Genomic DNA, 25,358 nt, shown 5'->3' with positions numbered 1-25,358 from the left:
AACGCATCGCCTTTCAGCTCGGCCCAGCAGCAGTGAACCGCCTGAGAACAGGACCACCATGTACGTATACGACGAGTACGATCAGCGGATCGTCGAGGACCGCGTCAAGCAGTTCCGCGACCAGACCCGCCGCTATCTGGCCGGCGAGCTCAGCGAAGAAGAGTTCCGCCCGCTTCGCCTGCAAAACGGCCTCTACATCCAGCGCTTCGCGCCGATGCTGCGCGTGGCTGTGCCTTACGGCCAGCTGACCTCGCGCCAGACCCGCATGCTGGCCAAAATCGCCCGCGACTACGACAAGGGCTACGCGCACATCAGTACCCGGCAGAACGTGCAGTTCAACTGGCCGGCGCTGGAAGACATTCCCGACATCCTGGCTGAACTGGCCACCGTGCAGATGCACGCGATCCAGACCAGCGGCAACTGCCTGCGCAACGTCACCACGGACCAGTTTGCCGGCGTCGCTGCCGACGAACTGGTTGACCCGCGCCCATGGTGCGAGATCGTGCGTCAGTGGACGACCTTCCACCCGGAATTCGCCTACCTGCCGCGCAAGTTCAAGATCGCGATCAACGGCTCGACGTCCGATCGTGCCGCCATTGAGGTGCACGACATCGGCCTTGAGCCGGTCAAGAACGCTGCCGGCGAGCTGGGCTTTCGCGTGTTGGTGGGCGGCGGCCTGGGCCGGACCCCGGTGGTCGGCGCATTCATCAACGAGTTCCTGCCGTGGCAGGATCTGCTCAGCTACCTGGACGCCATCCTGCGGGTCTACAACCGCTACGGTCGTCGCGACAACAAATACAAGGCGCGGATCAAGATCCTGGTCAAGGCGCTCACCCCTGAGGTCTTCGCCGAGAAGGTCGAGGCCGAGATGGCTCACCTGCGTGGCGGCCAGACCACGCTGACCGAGGCCGAAGTCCACCGCGTCGCCAAGCACTTCGTCGACCCGGAGTACAAGGCGCTGGCAGATTACAGCGCCGAGCTGGCCCAGCTGGACAAGGAACACCCGGGTTTCGCCCGCTGGCGTTCGCGCAACGTACTGGCGCATAAAAAGCCTGGCTATGCTGCCGTGACCCTGTCGCTCAAACCAACCGGCGTTGCGCCGGGCGATGCCACCGACAAGCAACTGGACGGTATCGCCGACCTTGCCGACCGTTACAGCTTCGGCCAGCTGCGCACCTCACACGAGCAGAACGTGATTCTGGCGGACATCGAGCAAAGCCAGTTGTTTACCCTCTGGGGCGAACTGCGTGACCAGGGCTTCGCGACGCCGAACATCGGCTTGCTGACCGACATCATCTGCTGCCCTGGCGGCGATTTCTGCTCGCTGGCCAACGCCAAGTCGATCCCGATTGCCGAATCCATCCAGCGCCGTTTCGACGACCTCGATTACCTGTTCGACATCGGCGAGCTGGACCTGAACATTTCCGGCTGCATGAACGCCTGCGGCCACCACCACGTCGGCCATATCGGCATTCTGGGCGTGGACAAGAAAGGTGAAGAGTTCTATCAGGTTTCCCTGGGCGGCAGCGCCAGCCGGGATGCAAGCCTGGGCAAGATCCTTGGCCCGTCGTTCGCACAGGACGCCATGCCGGATGTGATCGAGAAGCTGATCAACGTCTACATCGAAAAACGCAATGAAGACGAACGCTTCATCGACACCTACCAGCGTATCGGCATCGACCCTTTCAAGGAGCGCGTCTATGCAGCGAATCATTAAGAACAACGCAGTCATCGACGAAACCTGGCACCTGCTGCCCAAGGACACCACCCTGGATGGGCTGTCCAACTGCGACGACCTGATCGTGCCTCTGGCGCTGTGGCGTGACCACGCCCATGCGCTCAAGGCCCGCGATGGTGGACTGGGTGTCTGGCTGGACAGCGACGAAGAAGCCGAGGAAATCGGCGACGACGCCGGTCAGTTCCAGGTTATCGCCCTGAACTTTCCGGCCTTCACCGATGGCCGTAGTTACTCGAACGCGCGTCTGTTGCGCGATCGTTTCGGCTTCAAGGGCGAGCTGCGGGCCATCGGCGACGTGCTGCGTGACCAGTTGTTCTACCTGCGCCGCTGCGGCTTCGACGCCTTCGCGATTCGGGCGGACAAAGACCCGTATGAAGCACTCGAGAGCCTCAAGGACTTCTCGGTGACCTATCAGGCGGCGACCGACGAGCCACTGCCGCTGTTCCGTCGTCGTTGATTCGACGCTGATCGGCAGGTAATGAAAAGCCCCGGCTTCGTGAGAAACCGGGGCTTTTTGTTGTAAGCGCTACGAGTATGGGGTCGCATGATCGTTCCCACGCAGAGCGTGGGAATGATCATCACGATAAACCACAGCGCAAGCGCATCACCAGAAGCGCTGCTGGGTCAGCTTGCTCCACCACCCCGTCAGCACCCGGTCCACTGACCCGCTGGCTGCCAGGCCCACGCGTTCCTGCAAGCTCTTGCGCTCGGCATAGTGCAGATGGAACACCTCGGCGGTCCGGGCTTTTTCCGACAGGTATTCATCGCTGGTTTTCAGCTCGTCGACCAGTTGCTTGTCCTTGGCTGCCATGCCCAGCCAGACCTCACCGGTGGCGACTTCATCGATCTGCAATTGCGGGCGGTAGCTGGCGACGAAGTTCTTGAACAGCTCGTGGGTGATGTCCAGGTCCTGCTGGAACTTCTCGCGGCCCTTCTCGGTGTTTTCGCCAAACACAGTCAGGGTGCGTTTGTACTCACCAGCGGTCAGCACCTCGAAGTCGATGTCGTGCTTTTTGAGCAAGCGATTGACGTTGGGCAGTTGCGCGACCACGCCAATCGAGCCCAGCACCGCGAAAGGTGCACTGATGATGCGATTGCCGATGCAGGCCATCATGTAGCCGCCGCTGGCCGCCACCTTGTCGATGCAGATGGTCAGCGGAATCCCGGCCTGACGGATACGTGCCAGCTGCGAGGACGCCAGGCCGTAGCTGTGGACCATGCCACCGCCGCTTTCCAGACGCAGCACCACTTCGTCCTTGTGGGTGGCCAGGGTCAGCAGCGCAGTGATCTCGTGACGCATGTTCTCGGTCGCCGACGCCTTGATATCACCGTCGAAATCCAGCACATAGACCCGCGGCTTGATCTCGGTCTGCTTCTTGTCTTTCTTCAGCTCCTTGGCCTGCGACTTGCGCAAGGCCTTCAACCGCGCCTTGTCCAGCAGCGAGCCCTCGAGGCGGTCACGCAGCCCTTTGTAGAAGTCGTTGAGCTTGGTCACATGCAACTGACCGCCCGCACCGCGCCGACCGCGGCCGCGCATGGAGGCCAGGGCAATCAGGACCACAATGATCGCGACCACCACCGTGACGGTTTTTGCCAGAAAGCTGGCGTAATCGAAAATGAACTCCACACAAAACTCCTCACCTACACGTCAGATCCGATACAGGATCGCGAATGATTCCAGCATACCGACGCTTGCAGTGCCGGGCCAGCGACAGACCGCCCGCGACCGCGACAATCGCGCAATTCAAACAAGCGTATGTTTTTTCATTGACAGACCCTGCACCGTACTCATAACCTCGCATCACTTTCAACGTGCCGGGATGACGCGGACGTGGGCAGCATCTATCTGATACGACATGGCCAGGCCTCCTTTGGTGCAGACGATTACGACGTGCTGTCGCCGACCGGTTATCGCCAGGCCGAAGTCCTCGGCGCGCACCTGGCGGATCTTGGCTTGAGCTTCGATCGCTGCCTGTCCGGCAGCCTGTATCGCCAGCGTCATACCGCCGAGACGGCCTTGGCCCAGTTGGGCGCCGCAGGCCTCCCCACGCCTGCCCTGGAGACCGACCGCGCCTTCAACGAGTTCGACGCCGAGGCGGTGATTCGCGCCTTGCTCCCGGCGATGCTGCCCGATGAGCCCCAAGCGCTGGAGGTGATGCGCAACGCTGCGCACAACCGCGCCGAATTCCAGCGTCTGTTCGCCCTGATCATTGGCCGCTGGCTCGGCGGCCAGCATGACACGCCGGCGCTGCAAAGCTGGCTGGCTTTCGTCGAACAGGTACAGGCGGGCCTCAACGGCATTCTCGACAGTGCCGGCGCAAACGACCGCATCGCCGTATTCACCTCCGGCGGCACCATCACCGCCCTGCTGCACCTGATCACCCAAATGCCCGCAACCCGGGCATTCGAACTCAACTGGCAAATCGTCAACACTTCGCTCAACCACCTGAAATTCCGGGGTCGCGAGGTGTTGCTGGCTTCCTTCAACAGTCACGCGCACCTGCAACTGATGAAGGCGCCGGAGCTCATCACCTACCGCTGAGCCCGGCCAACCGCACCCCAGGGTGCCTGCAATCACTCATATAAAGGATGACACCATGACCTCCGTAGCCGATGCCGTACAAGCGATGAAAGCCAAGTTCAACCCAAGCGCCGCTGCGGGCCTGGACCTGGTGTTCGGTTTCCGTATCGACGAGACCAAAAACTTCTCCCTGATCGTCAAGGACAGCACCTGCGAACTGCAGGAAGGCGAGAACCCGGACGCACAGGTTACCCTGGTGATGGACGGCGAAACCCTGGAAGGCATCGTCAGCGGCGAGACCGACGGCATGCAGGCGTTCATGGGCGGCAAACTGCGCGCCGAAGGCGACATGATGCTGGCGATGAAGCTGAGCGAACTGTTCCCGTCCTGATCCCGGGCGATGGTCTGTAACCATGACCACGCCTGTAGCAGTCCGGCTTGCCGGCGATAGCGACTCTGAAGACGCCACCGCCGGCAGACCATGCTGCTACCGGAACACAGACAAAAAACCGAAGCCCTGAAACTTCGGTTTTTTTTCGCGCCGTGGTTTGCCACAGGGATGAATCAAGGCCGCTGATCGACCCGTAACACGCTCGCCAATAAGGCCCTGTGCGGCTTGTGAGAGGGGCCGGCGACACATTAGATTAGTCAATGATCATAGCCATCCAAAATAAACAGCAGGGATAAGCATGGCGCTAACCGACCAATCCACCCAGGTTCGATCCGGCGAAGAGCTCGACGCAGCGCTGATCGACCCTTACCTCAAAGCCCAGATCCCGGGCCTGAGCGGCACCGCCCAGATCAGCCAGTTTCCCGGTGGCGCTTCCAATCTGACCTACCTGCTCAAATACCCCGGGCAAGAGCTGGTGCTGCGCCGTCCGCCGTTCGGCCACAAGGCAAAAAGCGCCCATGACATGGGCCGCGAGTTCCGCATTCTCAATCAGCTCAAGCACGCCTTCCCCTACTGTCCGAAGGCCTACGTGCACTGCACCGACGAGTCGGTGATCGGCGCCGAGTTCTACGTGATGGAACGGGTCAAGGGCATCATCCTGCGCTCCGAACTGCCGGGGGAGCTGAATTTCGATGCCGCCCAGACCCAGGCGCTGTGCAAAAGCTTCATCGACAAACTGGTGGACCTGCATCAGGTCGATTACAACGCCTGCGGCCTGGGCGACCTGGGCAAACCGCAGGGTTATGTCGAACGGCAGATTCGCGGCTGGACCGAGCGCTACGAGAAAGCCCGTACCGCCGATGCGCCAAGCTGGGAAAGAGTCGCGCGCTGGCTGGACGAAAAGCGACCGGCCGACCATCCCGTCTCAAGCCTGGTGCACAACGATTACCGCTTCGACAATGTGATTCTGGACCCGAACAACCCGATGCAGATCATCGGTGTGCTGGACTGGGAGCTGACCACTCTGGGAGACCCGCTGATGGATCTGGGCAACAGCCTGGCGTACTGGATCGAGGCGGATGATCCTGCGCCCGTGCAACTGATGCGCCGCCAGCCAAGCCATGCCCCCGGCATGCTGACCCGTGAACAGTTCGTGGCCTATTACGCCGAGCGTTCGGGGATTGCCATCGACAATTTCGACTTCTACTACACCTATGGCCTGTTTCGCCTGGCCGGCATCGTGCAGCAGATCTACTACCGTTTTTTCCATGGTCAGACCCAGGACAAACGCTTTGCCCAGTTCATCCACATGAACAAGCTGCTGGAACACATGGCCCTGCAGGTGATCGACCGTTCAAGCCTCTGATTGACGATAAGGAAGACAACATGTCCAAGACTCAACTGTTCGACCTCGACGGCAAGATCGCCTTCGTTTCCGGCGCCAGCCGCGGTATTGGCGAGGCCATCGCCAGGCTGCTGGCCCAGCAAGGCGCCCATGTGATCGTGTCCAGCCGCAAGATCGATGGCTGTCAGCATGTCGCCGACGCCATCATTGCCGAGGGAGGCAAGGCCACGGCAATCGCCTGTCACATTGGCGAGATGGAACAGATCACCGGCGTGTTCGCACGCATCCGCGAGGAATTCGGGCGCCTGGACATCCTGGTCAACAACGCTGCGACCAACCCGCAGTTCTGCAACGTGCTGGACACCGATCTGGGCGCGTTCCAGAAGACCGTCGACGTCAACATTCGTGGCTACTTCTTCATGTCCGTCGAAGCCGGCAAGCTGATGCGTGAGCACGGTGGCGGCAGCATCATCAACGTCGCGTCGATCAACGGCGTTTCACCCGGCGTGTTTCAGGGCATCTATTCGGTGACCAAGGCAGCGGTGATCAACATGACCAAGGTTTTCGCCAAGGAATGCGCGCAGTTCGGCATTCGCTGCAACGCACTGCTGCCGGGCCTGACCGACACCAAGTTCGCTTCGGCGCTGGTGGGCAATGAGAAAATCCTCAACGTCGCCCTGCAACAGATTCCGCTCAAACGCGTCGCCGCGCCAAGTGAAATGGCCGGGACCGTGTTGTACCTGGCCAGCGATGCCTCGAGTTACACCACCGGCGTTGCATTGAATGTGGATGGCGGGTTCTTGTCCTGACGCAACGCTTGCACAACCAGACAGACGTATAGCAGCACGGCTTGCCAGCGGTGACGGTTTCAAACATGCCACCGCCGGCAAGCCGGACTGCTACAGGTCAGCGATGACGCCAATGAGGCGAACCTGAGGCTTTTTTGATGGAATAAAGATTCCATCCAGCTCCGCTGCAGAATACATTTTGCGCACAACAACACTCCTCAAGGACGCTGTCATGCGCGATTCATCTCTTCCGGATCTGGGGGTCGGCCTGATCGGTACGGGCTTCATGGGCCGGGCCCACGCCATGGCGTTTCACAACGCCCGCAGCACCTTCGAACTGCCGGTAAACCTCAGACTTGCCGCGCTGGCCGACGCCGACGCTGCCCGCGCCGAACAATGCGCGCGGGCATGGGGTTTCGATCGCAGTCATGCCCACTGGCAGCAGCTGATCAACGACCCGAGCGTCGATCTGGTCGCCATCACCACCCCTAATCACCTGCACTTTCCCATGGCCATGGCCGCCCTTGAGGCCGGCAAAGCGGTGTATTGCGAAAAGCCGCTGGCGGTGAGTCTGGACCAGGCGCGGCAAATGCAAAGCGCAGCCAAGGCCGCCGGTGTCGTGACCCGAGTGGGCTACAACTACCAACACAACCCGATCATCGGCCTGGCCCGGCAGATGATCGCAAACGGCGAGTTGGGGCAGATCGTCAGTTTCCAGGGCGAGTTCAGCGAAGACTTCATGGCGAACGCGCAATCGCCGTGGTCCTGGCGCTGCGAACCGGCCCACGCCGGGGGCGCGCTGGCCGATCTGGGCAGTCATCTGCTGGCCATGGCTCGTTACCTGCTGGGCGACGTCGAGGCGGTGTGTGCCGATTCTCAAACCGTTCACCGACAACGCCCCGCCACCCAAGGTGGCCAGGAGCAGCGCCAGATCGCCATTGATGATCAGACCTACGCCCTGCTGCGATTTGCCAATGGCGCGCGTGGCACCTTCGCCAGCAGCTGGCTCAAGCACGGCTACAAAAACCACCTGAGCTTCGAAATCAGCGGCACCAAAGGCACGCTGGCGTTCGATCAGGAGCGGCTCAACGAATTGCAGTTGTATCGTGCCGGCGCGCCTGGACGCGACGGGTTCCAGCGGATTCTCGCCGGGCCGAGCCAACCGGGTTATGCAGCCTTCTGCCCTGCTCCCGGGCATCAACTGGGCTACAACGAACTCAAGACGCTGGAAGTGCATGCGCTGATCCAGGCCCTGTGCGGACAGGGTAACGAGGGACCGGATTTCGCCGAGGCGATGCACATCGAGCGCCTGGCGGCGGCGATACGGATTGCCGCCAGGGAAATGCGCTGGGTGACGGTTTCGGATATTTGAATGGTTTTTCGCCGCAGCGCTTACCTGTAGCACTCCGGCTTGCCGGCGGTAGCAATTCAAGGTCGCTCGCGCCGGCACGCCGGACTGCTACAGCCTGAGGGCAGAATCACAAGCAGATCGCCGACATGGGGGCCAAACACAAACGCTTACAGGTAGAATGCCGCACTTCCGGGCAGCCATTGCGCCCGTCTGCCAAGTAAGCCATGTCCATGCCGTTCGAACTCACTGTTGATCCCAGCACCCTGCTGATACTTGCCCTGGTCGCTTTCGTCGCCGGTTTCATCGATGCCATTGCCGGCGGCGGCGGCCTGCTGACGACCCCTGCACTGCTCACCGCCGGCCTGCCGCCGCACCTGGTGCTGGGCACCAACAAGCTCAGCTCGACCTTCGGCTCGGCCACCGCGGGTTTCACCTTCTATCGACGTAAGTTGTTCCACCCAAGGCAATGGACTCGGGCACTGGTCGGGACTGCGGTGGGGTCTCTGATTGGCGCGGTGGTCGCCCATTATCTGCCCGCCGAAGTGCTCAACCAGATGCTGCCGGTGATTGTCTTCGCCTGCGGTGTGTACCTGCTGTTCGGTGGCACGCCCAAGGCGCCGCTCGACAGCGATGCGCCCATCAAGACCCGATGGCAGCTGCCGCAAGGCCTGGGCCTGGGATTTTATGACGGTGTGGCCGGGCCTGGCACGGGCGCGTTCTGGACCGTCAGCACGCTGCTGATGTATCCGGTGGATCTGGTGAAAGCCAGCGGTGTGGCACGCAGCATGAACTTCGTCAGCAACGCTGCGGCGCTGACGATTTTCGCGATCAATGGATCGGTGGACTGGGTGATCGGCCTGGCCATGGGCTCGGCCCTGATGGTCGGCGCATTCCTGGGCGCCCGGACGGCGATCCAGGGCGGTGCGAAGTTCATCCGCCCTGTGTTCATCACCGTCGTGCTGGGGCTGACCGTGCGCCTGGCCTGGCAACACTGGTTCGGCGGCGCCTGAGCCGTCAGCCGGGCAGCAGCGGTTCTGGCGCGCCTGAGCGCTGGGCCAGGTAAAGGTCAATTAGAAACCGCGCGATGGAACGACTGGCCGGCAACGGTGGCATGTCGTGAATGCTGAACCATTGCGCGTCTTCGATCTCATCGGCCTGCGGCACGATCTCACCGCTGTCGTACTCGGCATGAAAACCCAGCATCATCGAGTGGGGGAACGGCCAGCACTGGCTGCCCTTGTACTCGATGTTCCTGACCTTGATCTGCACCTCTTCCATCACCTCGCGGCGCACGCAGTCTTCAGCCGACTCACCCGGCTCGGCGAAGCCTGCCAGGGTGCTGTACACGCCGGCCACAAAACGCGGCGAACGGGCCAGCAAGACTTCGTCACCGCGGGTGATCAGCACGATCATGCTCGGTGAGATACGCGGATAAGAACGCAGGTCGCAGGCCTGGCAATACATGGCGCGCTCCCCAGGGACCTGCTGCATCGGCTGACCGCAGCTGCCGCAAAAGCGATGCTCGCGGGCCCAGGTGCTGATTTGCGCGGCGTACGCCAGCTTCTGGAACACGTCGGCGTCATCACCCAGCATGAACTGGCGCAAGGTTTGCCAACTCGTACCCTCCAGCTGCACCGGTTGCCTGAGCACCTGAACGTACACCGGTTCGCCATCGAAATGGCCGATCCCGTGTTCGCTGATCAGCGGCAACTCCTGGCGTTTGAGCCATTCGCGGGGAAACATCACCCCGCTGCCGTCCAGCAGAAAACCCTGGTCACTGTGAACCACGGCCCAACCTCCGGCTGCTTGAGTATCCAGCACAGCGGTGGTCCAACGCCTGGGGCGCGTCATCAAAGCACTCCTTTAGTTGCGCGCTGCGCCGTCGGCACTCAGGGCTGAGCGCTCAACGGCAGCAGGCGCCGGCCGATCCCGGATCGCCGGTCAATTGTCGAAGACTGGCTTGTGTTTGCCCATGTGAGCAACCATTGCCAGTTTCAGGTCCGCCGATTGCAACATGGCAGCGTTCCAGGTGGCAACGTATTCAAGACCATCGTCGACACTGTGATCGCGCATGTAGCCGATCATGCGCTTGCTGCCGGAGACGGCGATCGGGGATTTCTCGGCGATCTGCCTGGCGATGGCAAACACCCCGTCGAGCAACTGCGCAAGGTCGGCGAAGGTGCGGTTCACAAGGCCCATGCGCAGCGCCTCGTCAGCTTCGACATTGCGCCCGGTGTAGGCCATTTCGCGCATCATGCCGTCGCCGATCAAGCGCGGCAGGCGTTGCAGGGTGCCGACGTCGGCCGCCATGCCCATGTCGATCTCGCGAATCGAAAACAGCGCATCGGCCGCCGCGTAGCGCATGTCACAGGCACTGATCAGATCGATCGCACCGCCGATGCAATAGCCCTGCACCGCGGCCAGCACCGGCTTGCTGCAACGGTCGACGACGTTGAACGATGCCTGCATCTGCAGGATCTTACGCCGCAGCAACCGTGCGTTGCGCCCGACATCCTTGCCCAGTTCGTTGGCCACCGACGCCAGCAACATCAGGTCGATCCCGGAAGAAAAATGCTTGCCGGCACCGCTGAGCACCACCACGCGGACATCATCGGTGTCTTCGATCCATTGGAAAATATCGATGATTTCGCTCCAGAACGCCGCGTTCATGGCGTTGATTTTCTCCGGGCGATTGATTTGCACGTGGGCGATGTGGTCAGTCAGCTCAACCTTGAAAGCGCTGTAGTCGGACACGGCGATGATCCTTGAAAAGTCTGTGAAGGGTAAAAAACCCCTGACGTCGGACTATATCAATCCCGTCCCTGCGCCGCAGGCCACGGTTGCGCCATTTGCCGGACGCGCCCGCTTTACCCGGGCGCTGGCACAGCAATAGGCCACTAAATAAACTGAACGGTCACCTTGGACCATTGTCCAGTGTGGTGGCAGCAAAGCGCCGGAATCAGCCGGTTCATGCAGCTGCCAGAACAGCTGGTCGATGATCGCTGTTCTACCCCTTTCTCAGGTCGCAAGAGGGCGATTCTTGATCACATCAAAAGCGGCAACCGGCATCGTGGGCCTGGATGACATCCTTGCGGGTGGACTTTCACGCAGTCATGTATTTCTTCTTGAAGGAGAACCCGGAACCGGCAAGACCACCGTCGCTCTGCAGTTTCTGCTGGCTGGCGCCAGTGCGGGTGAGCGCGGGCTGTACATCACCCTTTCGGAAACCGAGCGCGAACTGCGCGACGGCGCCAGATCCCACGGCTGGGAGCTGGGCGAACACATCAACGTATTCGAGCTGACACCGCCTGAAGACCTGCTCAACGCTGAACATCAGCAGAGCCTGCTGTATTCGTCCGACCTTGAACTGGGCGAAGCGACCAAGCAGATTTTCGAGGTCGTGGAACGAGTCAAGCCGCTGCGCGTGGTCATCGACAGCTTGTCGGAAATCCGCCTGCTGGCACAGAGTTCGTTGCGTTATCGCCGGCAGATCCTGGCGATCAAGCATTACTTCGCGCGCTACGACGCAACCGTGGTATTGCTCGATGACCTGACCACCGAGTCCCTGGACAAGACCGTGCACAGCGTGGCCCATGGCGTGATCCGCCTTGAGGAACTGACCCCGGCTTACGGCGCCGAGCGCCGCCGCATGCGCGTGGTCAAGTACCGTGGGCAGAAATACCGTGGCGGTTACCACGACTTCAACATCATGGAAGACGGCATTCACGTGTTCCCCCGTCTGGTTGCCGCCGAACACCGCAGCGGTTACACGACCCGGCAGATCAGCAGTGATATCGATGAACTCGACGAACTGCTCGGGGGCGGCATCGACAGCGGCTCCAGCACCCTGATCCTGGGTCCGGCGGGCACCGGCAAATCGCTGATCTCACTGGTGTTCGCCGCCGCTGCCGTGTCGCGCGGGGAAAAGGTCGCCTTGTTCATTTTCGATGAGGAAATGGGCCTGCTGTTCGAGCGCATGAAAAAGCTCGGCATCGACTTGAAAGCCTTGCAGGAGACCGGCAACCTGCTGATCGAACAGGTCGATGCGGCGGAGCTTTCGCCGGGCGAGTTTTCCCACCGGGTGCGGCGCAGTGTCGACGAGAAAGAAATCCGCACCGTGGTCATCGACAGCCTCAATGGCTACCAGGCGGCGATGCCTGAAGAAAACGCCCTGGTGCTGCACATGCATGAGCTGTTGCTGTACCTGAACCGCCAGGGCGCATCGACTTTCATGACCGTGGCGCAGCATGGCCTGGTGGGCGACATGCGCGCCCCGGTGGACATCACCTACCTGGCCGACACCGTGATCCTGTTGCGTTATTTCGAAGCACTGGGCAAAGTTCGCCGAGCCATTTCCATCATCAAGAAACGTACGGGGACCCATGAGTCGACCATTCGCGAATACCGCATCAGTGGTACCGGTTTGAAAATCGGTGCGCCACTGGAAGACTTCCAGGGTGTCCTGCGCGGCGTGCCTCACTACTTCGGTGAAAGCAATCCGCTGTTGCGGGATGAGGAAGTGTGAGCACACCGGGGCAACTGTCGGAACGTGCAATCATCCTCGCCCCACGCGGCAGGGACAGCCAGATCGCCTTGATGATCCTGCAGGAAGCCGGCTTTCCGGCGATCATCAGCCACGATCTGGCCAGTTTGTGCAAGGAACTGAGTTCGGGTGCGGGGCTGGCGATCATCGCCGACGAAGCCCTGCGCGGCGTCGAGCTCAATCCACTGCTGGGGCTGCTGGCCAACCAGCCCACCTGGTCGGATCTGCCCATCGTCTTGCTGACCCATCACGGCGTGCAGGAGCACAATCATTCGGGCCGCCTGGGCAAGATGCTCGGTAACGTCACCTTCCTGGAGCGCCCTTTCCATCCGGCGACCCTGGTCAGCCTGGTCATCACCGCGGTGCGCGGGCGTCGTCGTCAATACGACGCACGCAGCCGCATGGAAGACCTTCTGGAAAGCGAGCAGCGCCTGCAGCACGCGCTCAAGGCCGGGCGCCTGGGCTCCTGGCAACTGGAAGCGGAGTTTCTCGAGCTGCACTTCTCGGCGATCAGCAAGACCCACTACGGGCGCGACGAGGAGGCGCCCTTCACCTATCACGACTGGCTCGACTCGGTGTATCCCGAGGATCAGCCGCGCATGCAGTCAGCGCTGCAACGCAGTCTGGATACCGGTGATGACTTCATCATTGAATTTCGCAACATCTGGCCGGACGGCTCGCTGCACTGGGTGGACGTGCGCGCCCGGGCCACACGAGCGCGCAACGGTCGGGTCAGCCTGCTGGCCGGGGTCACCTCGGACATCACCGAACGCAAGCTGGCTGAAACCCAGCTGCGGCGCCTCAACGAAACCCTGGAACAGCAGGTCGAAGAGCGCACCTCGCAGCTGCGGCACAACGAAGAGGTGCTGCGCCAGTCTCAGAAGATGGAGGCGGTCGGACAGCTGACCGGCGGCATCGCCCACGACTTCAACAACATGCTGACCGGCATCATCGGCAGCCTGGAACTGCTCAGACGCCGCCTGGCGCGCGGCCGCACCGAGGACCTCGACGGCCTGATCGACCTGGGCGTGACCTCGGCCAACCGTGCCGCCGCGTTGACGCACCGGCTGCTGGCGTTTTCGCGCCGGCAGTCGCTGGATACCAAGCCGGTGGAAATGAACGAACTGGTCAACTCCATGGGCGAGCTGCTGCATCGCAGCGTCAATGAAAGCATCCGCCTGGACATGTGCCTGGACCCGCAGCTGTGGACCGCAGAGGCCGACCCCAACCAGCTGGAAAGCGCCCTGCTCAATCTGGTGCTCAACGCTCGCGATGCGATGCCCAACGGCGGCATGCTGATGATCGAGACCTTCAACCGCAAGCTCGATCGTGATTTCACCAACGCCTATGAAAACCTTCTGCCTGGCGATTACGTGGTGCTCAGCGTCACGGACACCGGCTGTGGCATGCCGGAAAACGTCATCAGCCGGGCCTTCGATCCGTTCTTTACCACCAAACCGATCGGCCAGGGCACAGGCCTGGGTCTGTCGATGATCTACGGCTTCACCAAGCAGTCCCACGGCCATGTGTCGATCGAGAGTCAGGTCGGGCACGGCACGACGGTACAGCTGTTTCTACCGCGCTTTCATGGCGCCCGCGATGAGGACGAAGCGGCTGTCGAACACAAGGCGGTTGAGGCTCAGGATGGCGAAACCATTCTGATCGTCGAAGATGACCCGGCGGTGCGCGCGCTGGTCAGCCAAGTGCTGGGCGAGCTGGGCTATGCCTTCCTGGAAGCCGGTGACGCGGTCGGTGCGGTGCCGATCCTCGAATCCACGCAGCGCATCGACCTGATGATCAGCGATGTCGGCCTGCCGGGGATGAACGGCCGGCAACTGGCCGACATCGGGCGTCAGCTGCGGCCGCAGCTCAAGGTGCTGTTCATTACCGGCTACGCGGAAAACGCCAACGTGCGCGCAGGCTTTCTCGACACCGGCATGCAGATGATCACCAAGCCGTTCGCCTTCGACCAGTTGACCGCCAAGGTGCGGGAGATGATTGAGGGGTAGAATTCCTGCAGCGCTTCAGCCCGCAGGGCGTGGGAGTCTGCCGGGTGGCGCTCCACCTTGCCGACGATCTGGCGCGAAGCGTCAGCCAACCTTACCCACGGTATGCACCTGACGCACCGAGCCGTCTGATACTACTGCCGGTGTCCGGCAGATCATCAGCAAGCCGGACTGCCACGGCCTGCGGCCAGAATCAACAGCACGCGGCGCAGTAGAGGTCGATCGCTTCGGTTCGAAGGACGACAGATGTCTATCGCCTCTGCCCGCAGCACGGCGGATGTCGATTGCTTCTGCCCGCAGGGCGTGGGAGTCCGGCTTGCCGACGATCTGGCGCGAAGCGTCAGCAAACCTGAGACCACAGTGTCGGGCGCAAGCGTGCGGGTGACGGGTTAATTCAACAATTGCTGAATCTTCGAATGCAGGGTTTCCATGGTGAACGGCTTGGCCAGGATCGGCGCCTTGCGCGCGATGGGGCTGCCGGACTCGACGATTTCCGCCGGATAACCACTGATGAAAATGACCTTGAGTTCCGGACGCAGCTTGACCGCGGGCTCGGCAATCATCACCCCGGACACGCCACCGGGCAGGCGGTAGTCAGTGATCATCAGGTCCAGATGGGGCTTGGTCGCGAGGATTTCGAATGCCTGCTCGCCGTTTTCCGCCTGCAGCACCCGATACCCCTCTCCCGACAGATAGTCGGACAGCAGCATCAGGATCAGCGGCTCGTCTTCGACGATCAGTACGACATTTTCTGCATCAGAGCTCATTGGAACGCCTTCGATCTTATAAATAGCTGCCATTACGACCATGGCCCGCCCAGGAGGTTGCGCAGAAAAATCAGATATTTACCTGGACGGTCACGACCGATTAAACGCCGCAGGTTTAAACGTTGGCGGCAGCGCTCTGGCCCGAGCATCGCGGGCCGGATCGGCACTCACAGCGGCAGGCTGACGCGAAACAGCGAGCCGTCGCCCTCTTCGCTCTCGACGCTGATCTTGCCGCCATGGGCGGCGACGATCTGCTCGGAAATGAACAGACCCAGGCCCAGCCCCGATACCGCATGACTGGCCGACACGCGCTCGAACTGCTGGAAGATGCGCTTCTGGTTTTCCACACTGATGCCGATCCCCCGGTCCTTGACCTCGACCCGCGCCTCATTGCCCTCGGCATACACCCGCACCTCGATCGGCTTGTGAGCGCCATAGCGCAAGGCGTTGGTCAGCAGGTTAGCCAGCACTTGCTCGATCCGGAACTCGTCCCAGACGCCGATCACCGGCTCGCTGGCATGCAGGGTCACGACACTGTCCGCGGCGGAAATCTGCGCGGCGTAGCTTTCCACCAGATTGACCGCAAGCTCGGCCAGGTCGAATGGATGGGTGCGAATCGACAGCTTGCCGGTGCGGATGCGCGACACATCGAGCATGTCCTCGATCAGCCGGATCAGGCTCTGAATCTGGCGCTCGTCCCGCTCGACCATGGCCTTGAGCTTGTCCATGGTGAAGGCCGAGGCGTTGTCCTTGGCCAGATGCAGCTTGCGCAACTGGGTTTCCAGGATCAGCCCGTTGAGCGGCGTGCGCACCTCATGGGAGACAATCGACATGAAGTCATCACGCATGCGGATCGCGTGCTCGAGCTCGTTCTGCGTCGACTTCAGCTCGCGCAGCAGCGCTTCCTGCTCCTGCCGGCTGCGCTCGAGCTCTTCGACCTGCTGCTTCATGGCTTTGCGCTGGCGGTAGAGATCGACGAAGACGTTGACCTTGCTCTTGACCGCGTGGATATCCAGCGGCTTGTGGAGAAAATCCACCGCGCCGCTTTCATAACCCTTGAAGGCGTAATTGAGCTCCCTGCCCGCTGCGCTGACGAAGACAATAGGGATGTTCTTGGTTTTCTCGGTACTGCGCATCAGCTCAGCCAGCTCGAAGCCGTTCATGCCCGGCATCTGCACGTCGAGAATCGCCATGGCGAACTCGTGCTCCAGCAACAGCGATAGGGCTTCGTCGGCCGACAACGCCTTGTACACCTGACGGTCCTCGCGTTTGATCAACGCTTCAAGGGCCAGCAGGTTTTCCGGCAGATCGTCGACGATCAGCAACTTGGCTTTGATTTCACTCAGCATGCAATTCGTTCCAGCTCGACAAGCAACAGCCCAATGTCGGGCAAAGGCAGGAGAAAGTCCGGTGTATGCAGGGCCAGCGCCGCATCGGGCATGGTACGCGCCAATGCCTGGGCCGGGTCCTGGACCACGGTAAGACCACCGTACTCCTTGATTCGTGCCATACCCCTGGCACCGTCATTATTGGCACCGGTCAACAACACCCCGGCAAGCTTTGCATCATAGGCATCGGCGGCAGATTCGAAGAGGATGTCGATGCTGGGACGAGAGTGGAAAACCCGCTCCTCCTGACTGAACGACAGGGTCAAATCCGCCTCCACCGAGAGGTGATACCCGGGCGCGGCGAAGTACAGCGTGCCGGGCTTGATAACCTCCTTGTCATCGGCTTCCTTGACCGGCACCGCCAGATGCGAGCTGAACACTTCGGCCAGCAGGCTGCGGCGCTCGTCGGGCAGGTGCAGCACGGCAATGATCGGCAAACCAAAGCCCTTGGGCAGCGGCCGGAATATCGTCAGCAACGCCTCGACCCCGCCGGCAGATGCACCGACCACAATGGCGTCGACCCTGGGAAGCGCAAGCGCGCCCTGAGGAGTATCGGGAAAGGACGTTCTCATGATTTGCGATAAATCCGCTCTTGTTTGACCAAGGGTTCGAATTGATCTTTATAGCCCGAAAACTCGAGGGTTTCCTTGCTGCCCAGCACCAGAAAGCCTCGATGACACAGCGACTCGTGAAACAGCCCGAATGCCCGGTCCTGCAGCTTCTTGTTGAAGTAGATCAGCACATTGCGACAGGAGATCAGCTGCGTTTCGGAAAATACGCTGTCGGTGGCCAGGCTGTGGTCGGCGAAGGTCACGTTTTCCCGCAGGGTCTTGTCGAAAATGGCGTAGTCGTAGGCGGCGGTGTAGTACTCGGAAAACAGCCGCTTGCCGCCGGCCTTGAGGTAGTTTTCGTTGTAGGCGCGAACGTTCTCCATGGAGAAAATGCCCTGCTTGGCTTTCTCCAGGGAACTGGGGTTGATGTCGGTGGCGTAGATGATGGTGCGTTCGAGTAAGCCTTCTTCACGCAGCAGGATCGCCATCGAGTACACCTCCTCGCCCGTGCTGCAGCCGGCAATCCAGATCTTCAGCGAGGGGTAGGTGCGCAACAGCGGCACCACTTCCTGGCGGATGGCCAGGAAGTGCGAGGGATCGCGAAACATTTCGCTGACCGGTATGGTCAGGAATTGCAGCAACTGCATGAACGCCGACGGGTCATGCAGCACGCGTTCCTGCAAGGCAGAGATGGTCTTGAGCTCGAACTGACGCAGGGCATGCGCCACGCGTCGTTTCACCGACGCGCCTGAGTAGTCGCGAAAGTCATAGCTGTATTTCAGGTAGATCGCCTCGATTAGCAGGCGCAGCTCGATCTCGGTGTCTCGCTCATGGGGCATCGGTGCAACCTGGTCTTTCTACGGGCGTGGTCAATTGATCCGATCCATTCAGATACGTTCCATTTTCGGTAGCCACACACGAATCAGCGAAAACAGCCGGTCAAGGTCGATGGGCTTGGCCAGATAGTCGTTGGAACCTGCCTGCAGGCAACGGTCCTGATCGTCTTTCATGGCCTTGGCCGTCACGGCGATGATCGGCAGCTTGCGCCAGCGCGGGTCCTTGCGGATTTGCATGGTGGCCTCATAGCCATCCATTTCCGGCATCATCACGTCCATCAACACCAGGTCGATATCTTCCACCGTGTTGAGCTTTTCGATGGCCTCCAGGCCGTTGCGGCCGACCTCGACGATGGCCCCTTTGTGCTCCAGCGCGCTGGTCAGGGCGAAGATGTTGCGCACGTCGTCATCGACCACCAGGATCTTGCGGCCTTCAAAGACGCGGTCGCGACTGCGGGCAGTCTTGAGCATTTTCTGCCGCTCGTTGGACAGTTGCGACTCGACCTTGTGCAGGAACAGCGTCACTTCATCGAGCAGGCGTTCCGGCGATCGCGCGCCTTTGATGATGATGGTGCGCGAGTACTTGAGCAGCTCGGCCTCTTCATCGCGGGTCAGGTTGCGCCCGGTGTAGACGATCACCGGCGGGAAGGCGCAGATCTCGTCGGTGGACATACGCTTGAGCAGGTCATTGCCCAGCATGTCCGGCAGTTTAAGGTCGATGATCATGCAGTCGTAGGCGTTGTCGCGCAGCAGTTCGAGCGCATCCTGGGCGAAGCCGACCGCCGTGATCTCGATGTCGTCGTCGCCGATCAGGCGCGCGATGCTGTCACGCTGCAACGCATCATCCTCGACCAGCAGCACCCGCTTGACCTTTTGCGTAAGCTTGGCTTCCAGGCGGGCGAAGACATCCTTGAGTTCTTCGCGGGTGGTCGGTTTGACCGCGTAGCCGATCGCGCCCATCTGCAACGCGGCTTCCTGGCGATCCTCGACGGAAATCACATGCACCGGAATATGCCGTGTGGCGGGCATTTCCTTGAGACGTTGCAGCACCGTCAGCCCGGAATGATCGGGCAGGCGCATGTCCAGCAGCACGGCGTCCGGCAAGAGGCTTGAGGCCAGCTCGAAGCCTTCGTCTGCACCATGGGCGACCAGGCAGTGGTAGCCCAGCTCGTGCGCCAGGTCGTAGAGGATATGGGCAAAGCGCACTTCATCCTCGATCACCAGGATGCAACGCTTGCTGAACGGGGCCTTGTCGCGGTCGTCGGCGAAGCGCGGAATAGGCTCGATGACCGGCGCCTTTGGCGCAGCAACGGCAACCGGTTGCGGTGCGGGCTGCACAGCCACTGGCGGCTCTTCTACATACGGCGATTGCGCCTGTTCGTCGTACTGCTCTGGCAACACCAGGGTAAACAGGCTGCCCTGGCCAGGTGCGCTGGTGACGCTGATCGACCCGCCGAGCAGGCGCGCCAGATCGCGGGAAATCGACAGCCCCAGGCCGGTCCCGCCGTAGCGCCGATTGGTGGTGCCGTCGGCCTGGCGGAAGGCTTCGAAGATGCTTTCCTGCTGATCTTCGGCAATCCCGATGCCCGAATCGCGCACGGTGAAGGCAATGCCTTCGCCCGGCTGGCGGGAAACAGTCAGGCTGACCGCGCCGGTTTCGGTGAACTTGATCGCGTTGGACAGCAGGTTCTTGAGGATCTGCTCCAGACGCTGGCGGTCGGTGTACAGCGAAACCGGCGCACCGGGTTGCACTTCCACGGTGAACTGCAGCTGCTTGTCGCCGGCCAGTGGCTCGAAGGTCATGCGCAAGCCATCGACCAGACGGCTGACGCTGCTGTTTTCCGGGCGCATGTCCAGCTTGCCGGCCTCGACCTTGGAGATGTCGAGGATGTCGTTGATCAGGTTCAGCAGGTCGTTGCCGGCCGAATAGATCGATTCGGCGAACTTGACCTGCTCCCCGGTCAGGTTGTCCAGCGGGTTCTCGGCCAGCAATTTGGCGAGGATCAGCGAGCTGTTCAACGGCGTGCGCAGTTCATGGGACATGTTGGCAAGGAATTCGGACTTGTACTTGCTCGAACGCTGCAGCTCCTCGGCGCGGGCTTCCAGCTCGACCTGCGCGATGTTCAGCTCCTCGTTATTGCGATCCAGCGCATCGCGCTGGTCGGCCAGGGCCTTGCCCTGCTCGGCCAGCTGCTCGTTGGTCTGTTCCAGCTCCGCCTGCTGGGTTTCCAGATGAGCCTGGGATTCCTTGAGGATCCGCGATTGCTCTTCGAGTTCTTCGTTGGCGGTGCGCAGCTCCTCCTGCTGGACCTGCAACTCTTCGTTGAGCTGCTGGGTTTCGGCCAGCACTTCCTGCAAGCGCTGACGGTAGCGCGCCGCTTCGATGGAGGTGCCGACGTTGTCGGCAACCAGCTCCAGAAACTCGATATCGCGCGGGGTGAGCGCGCGCAGAAAACCCAGCTCGATGACGCCGTTGACCTGATCGTCGTTGCGGGTAGGCACGACGATCACGCTGCGCGGTGAACCGTCGCCCAGACCCGAAGTGACCTTGAAGTAATCCTGAGGCACGTCATCCAGGGTGATGATCTGATCCTCTTCGGCGGCCTTGCCGACCACGCCTTCGCCGCTGTAGATCGACTGCTCCTGCAACTCCTGCTGACGCGAGAAGCCGTAGGAGGCCACCCGCATCAGGCCTCCATGTTCCTGACGCACATACACCGCCGCCACCACGGCGCCCAAGTGATGAGCGAAGAACTGCAACACATTGCGCCCCAGCAGATTCAGGGTCAGCTGCCCGATCACCTGCTCGGCCAGCTCGCTCTGGCCATTGCGCAACCAGGCAACGTGGGCCAGTCGCTCGGCGTCTTCCTGCTGTGCCTTGAGGTTGGCGGTGTAGGTCGAGGACAGCGCGGTCATGTCACGGCGACCGACCCAGGCCAGGATACCGCTGACAATCAGCACGAATATGATGTAGAGCGAAACCGAGAGCACCGTGGTATGCGTCACGTCGGTGTTGCGCGTCAGCCGTAGCTGATGCTCCACGTTCGCCGCCTGATCGTACTCATCCCGAATCTCATCGGTCAGACGCTTGCCGCGGCGGTTCTGGATCGGCGTGGAGTAATCGCCAGCGGTGCGACGCAGGGTGATCATCTCCTGGGCGAACTGGTTCCAGGATTCCTGCATGGCCGCAAGGCGCTTGAAGCGATCGACTTGGTCGGGGTTGTCCGCGACCAGCTCTTCCAGACCGTTGAGCTCGGCGATAATGCTCGGCTTGGCGACCTCGTAGGGGTCGAGAAAACGCTCATCGCCGGTCAGCAGGAACCCGCGCATGCCGGTTTCCATGTCTACCGACAGCTTCAGCGAGCGGTTGATGTTGTTGATCACCCGATCGGTGTGCTCGACCCACTGGATCACCGACAGCAGATAAGTGATCAGGATCACGAAGAAAGCCGCGCTGAGCACGCCGACCGCCAAGGGTAAACTGACATTGCGGCTCAGAAGTTTGCGGAAACGTTGCTCATCGACTGCAGAGGTGTGGATCATCGCAAGGGCCCAGGCGGATTCGTCTAAACGACGGAGTTTGCCGTAAACTTCAGGAAAAAACTCCAGCTTCTGACATATAAGGTTGAATTTTCAGACTTTAGATGTAGGACAAAACTTGGCGTACTATACGTTTGAGTGATTTGCCGGCGCCATCATATTCATTTGAATTGTGTTTTTGACGCCGGGAACTTGTCACAATTGCTGGCTTAGCTGTTTAGCCGATCGGGCGCCCACTGCCCTGTCGAGACCTCGCCATTTTCAAGGAAACTTTCATGTCCGACCCACTCAGCACGATTCTGGTGGTTGAAGACGACAGCATCGTGCGCATGCTGATCGTCGACGTTCTCGAGGAGCTTGAGTACAAGGTGCTCGAAGCGGCCGACGGCAAGGAAGCCCTGGCCTTTCTGGAAAAGCAGGATGAGGTGATCGATCTACTGATGACCGACAAGGGACTGCCCGACATGGACGGCATCGAGCTGGCAAACAAGGCCCGCGAGCTGCGCCCGGAACTGCCGATCCTGTTCGCCAGCGGTTACGCCGAGAACATCGACGCGCCTGCCGGCATGCAGATCATCGGCAAACCGTTTTCCATCGATCAGTTGCGCGACAAAGTGAAAAGCATTCTTGGCCAATGATCACACCGGCCACGCTGCACGGCCTAGCCATGTCCTGATCATCGGTTACGTCTGGCCCGAACCTGGCTCATCGGCTGCCAGCGGGCATGTCATGCAACTGATCGACTGTTTTCTCGAGCACGGCTGGCAGATCACCTTTGCCAGCGCCGCCAGTGAAGGCGAGCACAAGGCAGACCTGGCCGCGTTGGGCATCAGCGAAATGCCCATCGAGCTCAATAACAGCAGCTTCGACGCTTTCATCAGTGCATTGCAGCCGGACGTGGTGCTGTTCGATCAGTTCCTCATGGAGGAGCAGTTCGGCTGGCGCGTCGAGAAGCACGCCCCCGATGCCCTGCGCGTGCTGGAAACCTGCGACCTGCAGAGCATGCGCCACAGCCGGCATCAGATACTCAAGGAGCTGCTCAAGGATGGCATCAGCGCCGATGGCTACGGCGAGCTGTTCGCGGCACCCGATGCGCGGCTTTTCATGCGCATGGCGGTGACCGATCTGGCCCAGCGTGAACTCGCATCGTTCTATCGCTGCGACCTGAGTCTGGTGGTGTCCGATGTCGAGATCGATCTGTTGACCGAGCATTTCAAGCTGCCCGCGCAGTTGCTGCACTGGTGCCCGTTGATGCTGCGCGACATCCCGCAGAGCGGCAGGGGTTTCGCTGAGCGCGCGCACTTCCTGACCATTGGCAACTTCCGCCATGCACCGAACTGGGATGCCGTGCTGTGGCTGAAAAACACCCTCTGGCCGCTGATTCGCCAGCAACTGCCGGCCGCGCAGTTGCACGTCTACGGCGCCTACACCCCGCCCAAGGCAACTGCCCTGCATAACGCCGCCCAGGGTTTTCACATCATGGACAGGGCCGACGACGCACTGCAGGTGCTGGCGGCCGCTCGGGTGTCCTTGGCACCCTTGCGTTTCGGCGCAGGCATCAAGGGCAAGGTGATGGACGCCATGATCAGCGGCACGCCGACGGTCACCACTCCTGTCGGTGCTGAAGCCATGCACGGCGAGCTGCCGTTCCCCGGCGCTGTAGCCGGCGATGCGCAGGCGCTGGCCGACCACGCCGTGCGCTTATACAAGGATCAAGCGCTGTGGGAGCAAGCCCAGCGCGCGGGTTGGCAGGTGTTGCAAGCACGTTTTGCGCACCAACAGCACTGCGCATCGCTGATCGAGCGCATCAACCAGCTGCGCGACAACCTGGCGGCCCACCGCACAGCCAACTTCACCGGCGCGATGCTTCGTCATCATCAGCACAAGAGCACGCAGTACATGTCGCAGTGGATCGAGGCGAAGAACAGGCTAGCCCCCACCGACCGGTAACCCAGGCCGATCCTGTCGCCGTGCGGCACCAGCCGCTTGGTCACCATCGGCTCAGTCCACTGCACGACGCAGCAGATAGGTGTCCATGATCCAGCCCTTCTCTGCCCGCGCCGCTTGCCGAGTGCGTTTGATCTGTTCGCAAACCTCACGCAGAGGCCCGCAAATCAGGATCTCATCAACCGTGCCCAGGTACGCCCCCCAATAGATGTACAGGTCCTGATCGACGAAACGCTCGAAGCCGCAATGCGCGTCGAGCATCACCACCGTATTGTCGATTTCCACCCCCTGCTGCTGCCCCAGACGGCGGCCGGTGATGATCACAACCGGCTCGCCGATGCGGTTCAAGGCAATCCGGTGCTGCGCCGCCAACGCCTGCACGCTGGTAATCCCGGGAATCACCTGGTAGTCGAAGACTTGCCGGGCGCGCGCCAGCACCCGCTCGAGGATGCGCAACGTGCTGTCATACAACGCAGGATCACCCCACACCAAGAACGCGCCGGGCTCGTCATCCGTCACCTGCTCGGCAATCAGCTGCTCGAACAACACGGCGCGCTGCTCATGCCAATGCTCGATCCCGTGGCGATAAGACTGCCGATCATCCTCGCGCTTGGGATCACGCACTTGCAGCAGACGATAATCGTCCCCCTCGATATAGCGCTCACAGATGTCCCTGCGCAGACGCAGCAGGTCATCATTGGCATACCCCTTGTCGAGAATGAAAAAAACCTTCGCCCGGTTCAACGCCTTGATCGCCTGAACGGTGATGTGCTCTGGATGACCGGCGCCGATGCCGATGACGAGGAGTTTTTTCATGGGGTTACAGTTCCTCAATGGCGCAGGGCATGATTGCGCTGGATATTGACCGGCCAGGGCTGTCGTGGGGAGGACGACAGGTTGACTCCATACCCATATAGGTATAGCTTGCGCATGTCACATGGATTTGAAAAGCCGCTTTTCTGGGTGGCTGGCAGTAGAAAGGATCTCATCAATATGCCCGCCGATGTACAGGACACTTTCGGATTTGCTCTCTACCTCGCTCAAACTGCTAGTAAGCATACGCATGCCAAACCGCTGAAGGGCTTCGGCCATGCAGGTGTGCTGGAGGTCGTCGAGGATTTTCACGGCGACACCTACCGAGCCGTCTATACGCTGCGCTTCACTGATGCGGTTTATGTTCTGCACTGCTTCCAGAAGAAGTCGAAGAAGAATATCCAGACATCACAGCAGGACATTGCCATGATCAAGAGTCGACTCATGGCCGCCGAATCCCATTGGAAAGGACTGAGACATGACTGAAATCGAACAAGGAAGCGGCAATGTCTACGCCGACTTGGGTCTGGCGGACGCCAGTGAAATGCTGGTCAAGGCACAGCTGGCCGGCAAGATTGCCAGCATCCTCAAGGCCAGGCATCTGACTCAGGCACAGGCTGCGCAAATACTCGGCATTCCCCAACCCAAGGTGTCGGACATGCTGCGCGGGAAATTTCGCGGCATTAGCGAGACCAAGATGATCGAATGCCTGACCCGTCTTGGCCGGGACGTGCAAATCGTGGTCAAGGCAGCACCGCGGTCCCGCAATGAGGGGCGTGTCGAAGTGGTTTTCGTTTGAAGGGTAGCGGCTATTTTCCGCACGGTATTTAGTG

At 61.0% G+C, this 25,358-nt stretch carries 24 protein-coding genes; 15 read left to right on the top strand and 9 right to left on the bottom strand.

The features are described from left to right. The first annotated feature begins 58 nt into the window (after positions 1-58). Together ACI2KS_RS09525 and ACI2KS_RS09520 are read left to right on the top strand one after the other, a co-directional pair. Complete coding sequence (locus ACI2KS_RS09525; protein WP_404619394.1) at positions 59-1,717, top strand: nitrite/sulfite reductase; 1,659 nt, start codon at positions 59-61, stop codon at positions 1,715-1,717. Beyond that, complete coding sequence (locus ACI2KS_RS09520) at positions 1,701-2,195, top strand: DUF934 domain-containing protein (protein ID WP_404619392.1); 495 nt, start codon at positions 1,701-1,703, stop codon at positions 2,193-2,195. The genes ACI2KS_RS09525 and ACI2KS_RS09520 overlap by 17 nt, the downstream gene beginning before the upstream one ends. Before the next feature lie 147 nt (positions 2,196-2,342). Here ACI2KS_RS09520 and sohB read toward each other — a convergent pair whose 3' ends face one another. Next, positions 2,343-3,365, bottom strand: a complete 1,023-nt coding sequence (gene sohB / locus ACI2KS_RS09515) for a protease SohB (protein WP_404619390.1) — start codon at positions 3,363-3,365, stop codon at positions 2,343-2,345. A gap of 204 nt (positions 3,366-3,569) precedes the next feature. Between sohB and ACI2KS_RS09510 the strand changes: the two genes are divergently transcribed. The 6 genes from ACI2KS_RS09510 (at position 3,570) to ACI2KS_RS09485 (ending at position 9,144) form a co-directional block, all read left to right on the top strand. Next, positions 3,570-4,280, top strand: a complete 711-nt coding sequence (locus ACI2KS_RS09510; RefSeq protein WP_404619389.1) for a histidine phosphatase family protein — start codon at positions 3,570-3,572, stop codon at positions 4,278-4,280. A gap of 55 nt (positions 4,281-4,335) precedes the next feature. Further along, entirely contained in the window at positions 4,336-4,650 is a 315-nt protein-coding gene (locus ACI2KS_RS09505; protein WP_404619387.1) for an SCP2 sterol-binding domain-containing protein, read from the top strand. Between the two features lie 298 nt (positions 4,651-4,948). Beyond that, positions 4,949-6,016, top strand: a complete 1,068-nt coding sequence (locus tag ACI2KS_RS09500; protein ID WP_404619385.1) for a phosphotransferase family protein — start codon at positions 4,949-4,951, stop codon at positions 6,014-6,016. Between the two features lie 20 nt (positions 6,017-6,036). Beyond that, positions 6,037-6,804, top strand: coding sequence for an SDR family oxidoreductase (locus tag ACI2KS_RS09495; RefSeq protein ID WP_404619384.1), 768 nt, complete (start codon positions 6,037-6,039; stop codon positions 6,802-6,804). Positions 6,805-7,015: 211 nt separating this feature from the next. Beyond that, positions 7,016-8,155, top strand: coding sequence for a Gfo/Idh/MocA family protein (locus ACI2KS_RS09490; RefSeq protein ID WP_404619382.1), 1,140 nt, complete (start codon positions 7,016-7,018; stop codon positions 8,153-8,155). Between the two features lie 209 nt (positions 8,156-8,364). Further along, complete coding sequence (locus ACI2KS_RS09485; RefSeq protein ID WP_404619380.1) at positions 8,365-9,144, top strand: TSUP family transporter; 780 nt, start codon at positions 8,365-8,367, stop codon at positions 9,142-9,144. Between the two features lie 4 nt (positions 9,145-9,148). Here the strand turns inward: ACI2KS_RS09485 and nudC are convergent, their stop codons facing one another. Both nudC and ACI2KS_RS09475 read right to left on the bottom strand, forming a co-directional pair. After that, entirely contained in the window at positions 9,149-9,985 is an 837-nt protein-coding gene (gene nudC, locus ACI2KS_RS09480; protein ID WP_404619378.1) for an NAD(+) diphosphatase, read from the bottom strand. Positions 9,986-10,075: 90 nt separating this feature from the next. Then, positions 10,076-10,888: a crotonase/enoyl-CoA hydratase family protein gene (locus ACI2KS_RS09475; RefSeq protein WP_404619376.1), complete on the bottom strand. Its 813-nt coding sequence runs from the start codon at positions 10,886-10,888 to the stop codon at positions 10,076-10,078. A gap of 241 nt (positions 10,889-11,129) precedes the next feature. On the opposite strand from ACI2KS_RS09475, the gene ACI2KS_RS09470 reads away from it, so the two are divergent. From ACI2KS_RS09470 to ACI2KS_RS09460, 3 genes are all read left to right on the top strand, one after another. Further along, positions 11,130-12,659: an ATPase domain-containing protein gene (locus tag ACI2KS_RS09470; RefSeq protein WP_404619374.1), complete on the top strand. Its 1,530-nt coding sequence runs from the start codon at positions 11,130-11,132 to the stop codon at positions 12,657-12,659. Beyond that, the gene (locus tag ACI2KS_RS09465; protein WP_404619372.1) at positions 12,656-14,686 is read left to right on the top strand and encodes a response regulator; all 2,031 of its coding nucleotides are present in this window, start codon (positions 12,656-12,658) and stop codon (positions 14,684-14,686) included. The genes ACI2KS_RS09470 and ACI2KS_RS09465 overlap by 4 nt, the downstream gene beginning before the upstream one ends. Positions 14,687-14,929: 243 nt before the next feature. Continuing rightward, the gene (locus tag ACI2KS_RS09460) at positions 14,930-15,076 is read left to right on the top strand and encodes a hypothetical protein (RefSeq protein WP_404619370.1); all 147 of its coding nucleotides are present in this window, start codon (positions 14,930-14,932) and stop codon (positions 15,074-15,076) included. On the opposite strand, the gene ACI2KS_RS09455 is transcribed toward ACI2KS_RS09460, so the two are convergent. The 5 genes from ACI2KS_RS09455 to ACI2KS_RS09435 all read right to left on the bottom strand — a co-directional run bounded on the left by ACI2KS_RS09455 (position 15,073) and on the right by ACI2KS_RS09435 (position 21,768). Beyond that, positions 15,073-15,450, bottom strand: coding sequence for a response regulator (locus tag ACI2KS_RS09455; protein ID WP_404619368.1), 378 nt, complete (start codon positions 15,448-15,450; stop codon positions 15,073-15,075). The two genes, ACI2KS_RS09460 and ACI2KS_RS09455, sit on opposite strands and share 4 nt — an antisense overlap. Positions 15,451-15,617: 167 nt before the next feature. Next, complete coding sequence (locus ACI2KS_RS09450) at positions 15,618-16,799, bottom strand: ATP-binding protein (RefSeq protein WP_404619366.1); 1,182 nt, start codon at positions 16,797-16,799, stop codon at positions 15,618-15,620. Next, the gene (locus tag ACI2KS_RS09445; protein ID WP_404619364.1) at positions 16,793-17,410 is read right to left on the bottom strand and encodes a chemotaxis protein CheB; all 618 of its coding nucleotides are present in this window, start codon (positions 17,408-17,410) and stop codon (positions 16,793-16,795) included. Before ACI2KS_RS09445 ends, ACI2KS_RS09450 begins: the two co-directional genes overlap by 7 nt. After that, the gene (locus ACI2KS_RS09440; protein WP_404619362.1) at positions 17,407-18,228 is read right to left on the bottom strand and encodes a CheR family methyltransferase; all 822 of its coding nucleotides are present in this window, start codon (positions 18,226-18,228) and stop codon (positions 17,407-17,409) included. The genes ACI2KS_RS09445 and ACI2KS_RS09440 overlap by 4 nt, the downstream gene beginning before the upstream one ends. A gap of 48 nt (positions 18,229-18,276) precedes the next feature. Continuing rightward, positions 18,277-21,768 (bottom strand): response regulator, encoded by a 3,492-nt coding sequence (locus ACI2KS_RS09435; protein WP_404619360.1) that lies wholly within the window; start codon positions 21,766-21,768, stop codon positions 18,277-18,279. Positions 21,769-22,040: 272 nt separating this feature from the next. Here ACI2KS_RS09435 and ACI2KS_RS09430 point away from each other — a divergent pair, with 272 nt between their 5' ends. Together ACI2KS_RS09430 and ACI2KS_RS09425 are read left to right on the top strand one after the other, a co-directional pair. Beyond that, on the top strand, positions 22,041-22,403 hold the full coding sequence (locus tag ACI2KS_RS09430) for a response regulator (RefSeq protein WP_404619359.1): 363 nt from the start codon (positions 22,041-22,043) through the stop codon (positions 22,401-22,403). A 91-nt stretch (positions 22,404-22,494) separates the two neighbouring features. Further along, positions 22,495-23,715, top strand: coding sequence for a glycosyltransferase family 4 protein (locus ACI2KS_RS09425; protein ID WP_404619506.1), 1,221 nt, complete (start codon positions 22,495-22,497; stop codon positions 23,713-23,715). A 51-nt stretch (positions 23,716-23,766) separates the two neighbouring features. On the opposite strand, the gene cobF is transcribed toward ACI2KS_RS09425, so the two are convergent. Further along, a complete protein-coding gene (gene cobF / locus ACI2KS_RS09420; protein WP_404619357.1) occupies positions 23,767-24,528 on the bottom strand; it encodes a precorrin-6A synthase (deacetylating) in 762 nt (253 codons plus the stop codon). A 114-nt stretch (positions 24,529-24,642) separates the two neighbouring features. On the opposite strand from cobF, the gene ACI2KS_RS09415 reads away from it, so the two are divergent. Continuing rightward, positions 24,643-25,011, top strand: coding sequence for a type II toxin-antitoxin system RelE/ParE family toxin (locus ACI2KS_RS09415; RefSeq protein ID WP_404619355.1), 369 nt, complete (start codon positions 24,643-24,645; stop codon positions 25,009-25,011). Beyond that, on the top strand, positions 25,004-25,324 hold the full coding sequence (locus ACI2KS_RS09410) for a helix-turn-helix domain-containing protein (RefSeq protein ID WP_404619354.1): 321 nt from the start codon (positions 25,004-25,006) through the stop codon (positions 25,322-25,324). The genes ACI2KS_RS09415 and ACI2KS_RS09410 overlap by 8 nt, the downstream gene beginning before the upstream one ends. The last annotated feature ends 34 nt before the right edge of the window (positions 25,325-25,358 follow it).

Source organism: Pseudomonas sp. NPDC087358 (genome assembly GCF_044900785.1).
Taxonomy (GTDB): Bacteria; Pseudomonadota; Gammaproteobacteria; order Pseudomonadales; family Pseudomonadaceae; genus Aquipseudomonas.
The sequence above is the reverse complement of the archived record's forward strand: the minus strand, read 5'-3'. Positions and strand labels throughout refer to the sequence as shown.

Excerpts from the sequence above, each read along its gene's own strand:
- ACI2KS_RS09525 (WP_404619394.1), top strand. The coding sequence starts at position 59 with ATGTACGTATACGACGAGTACGATCAGCGGATCGTCGAGGACCGCGTC.
- ACI2KS_RS09520 (WP_404619392.1), top strand. The coding sequence starts at position 1,701 with ATGCAGCGAATCATTAAGAACAACGCAGTCATCGACGAAACCTGGCAC.
- ACI2KS_RS09505 (WP_404619387.1), top strand. The coding sequence starts at position 4,336 with ATGACCTCCGTAGCCGATGCCGTACAAGCGATGAAAGCCAAGTTCAAC.
- ACI2KS_RS09500 (WP_404619385.1), top strand. The coding sequence starts at position 4,949 with ATGGCGCTAACCGACCAATCCACCCAGGTTCGATCCGGCGAAGAGCTC.
- ACI2KS_RS09495 (WP_404619384.1), top strand. The coding sequence starts at position 6,037 with ATGTCCAAGACTCAACTGTTCGACCTCGACGGCAAGATCGCCTTCGTT.
- ACI2KS_RS09490 (WP_404619382.1), top strand. The coding sequence starts at position 7,016 with ATGCGCGATTCATCTCTTCCGGATCTGGGGGTCGGCCTGATCGGTACG.
- ACI2KS_RS09485 (WP_404619380.1), top strand. The coding sequence starts at position 8,365 with ATGCCGTTCGAACTCACTGTTGATCCCAGCACCCTGCTGATACTTGCC.
- nudC (WP_404619378.1), bottom strand. The coding sequence starts at position 9,985 with ATGACGCGCCCCAGGCGTTGGACCACCGCTGTGCTGGATACTCAAGCA.
- ACI2KS_RS09470 (WP_404619374.1), top strand. The coding sequence starts at position 11,130 with ATGATCGCTGTTCTACCCCTTTCTCAGGTCGCAAGAGGGCGATTCTTG.
- ACI2KS_RS09460 (WP_404619370.1), top strand. The coding sequence starts at position 14,930 with ATGTCTATCGCCTCTGCCCGCAGCACGGCGGATGTCGATTGCTTCTGC.
- ACI2KS_RS09455 (WP_404619368.1), bottom strand. The coding sequence starts at position 15,450 with ATGAGCTCTGATGCAGAAAATGTCGTACTGATCGTCGAAGACGAGCCG.
- ACI2KS_RS09450 (WP_404619366.1), bottom strand. The coding sequence starts at position 16,799 with ATGCTGAGTGAAATCAAAGCCAAGTTGCTGATCGTCGACGATCTGCCG.
- ACI2KS_RS09445 (WP_404619364.1), bottom strand. The coding sequence starts at position 17,410 with ATGAGAACGTCCTTTCCCGATACTCCTCAGGGCGCGCTTGCGCTTCCC.
- ACI2KS_RS09440 (WP_404619362.1), bottom strand. The coding sequence starts at position 18,228 with ATGCCCCATGAGCGAGACACCGAGATCGAGCTGCGCCTGCTAATCGAG.
- ACI2KS_RS09435 (WP_404619360.1), bottom strand. The coding sequence starts at position 21,768 with ATGATCCACACCTCTGCAGTCGATGAGCAACGTTTCCGCAAACTTCTG.
- ACI2KS_RS09430 (WP_404619359.1), top strand. The coding sequence starts at position 22,041 with ATGTCCGACCCACTCAGCACGATTCTGGTGGTTGAAGACGACAGCATC.
- ACI2KS_RS09425 (WP_404619506.1), top strand. The coding sequence starts at position 22,495 with ATGCAACTGATCGACTGTTTTCTCGAGCACGGCTGGCAGATCACCTTT.
- cobF (WP_404619357.1), bottom strand. The coding sequence starts at position 24,528 with ATGAAAAAACTCCTCGTCATCGGCATCGGCGCCGGTCATCCAGAGCAC.
- ACI2KS_RS09415 (WP_404619355.1), top strand. The coding sequence starts at position 24,643 with ATGTCACATGGATTTGAAAAGCCGCTTTTCTGGGTGGCTGGCAGTAGA.
- ACI2KS_RS09410 (WP_404619354.1), top strand. The coding sequence starts at position 25,004 with ATGACTGAAATCGAACAAGGAAGCGGCAATGTCTACGCCGACTTGGGT.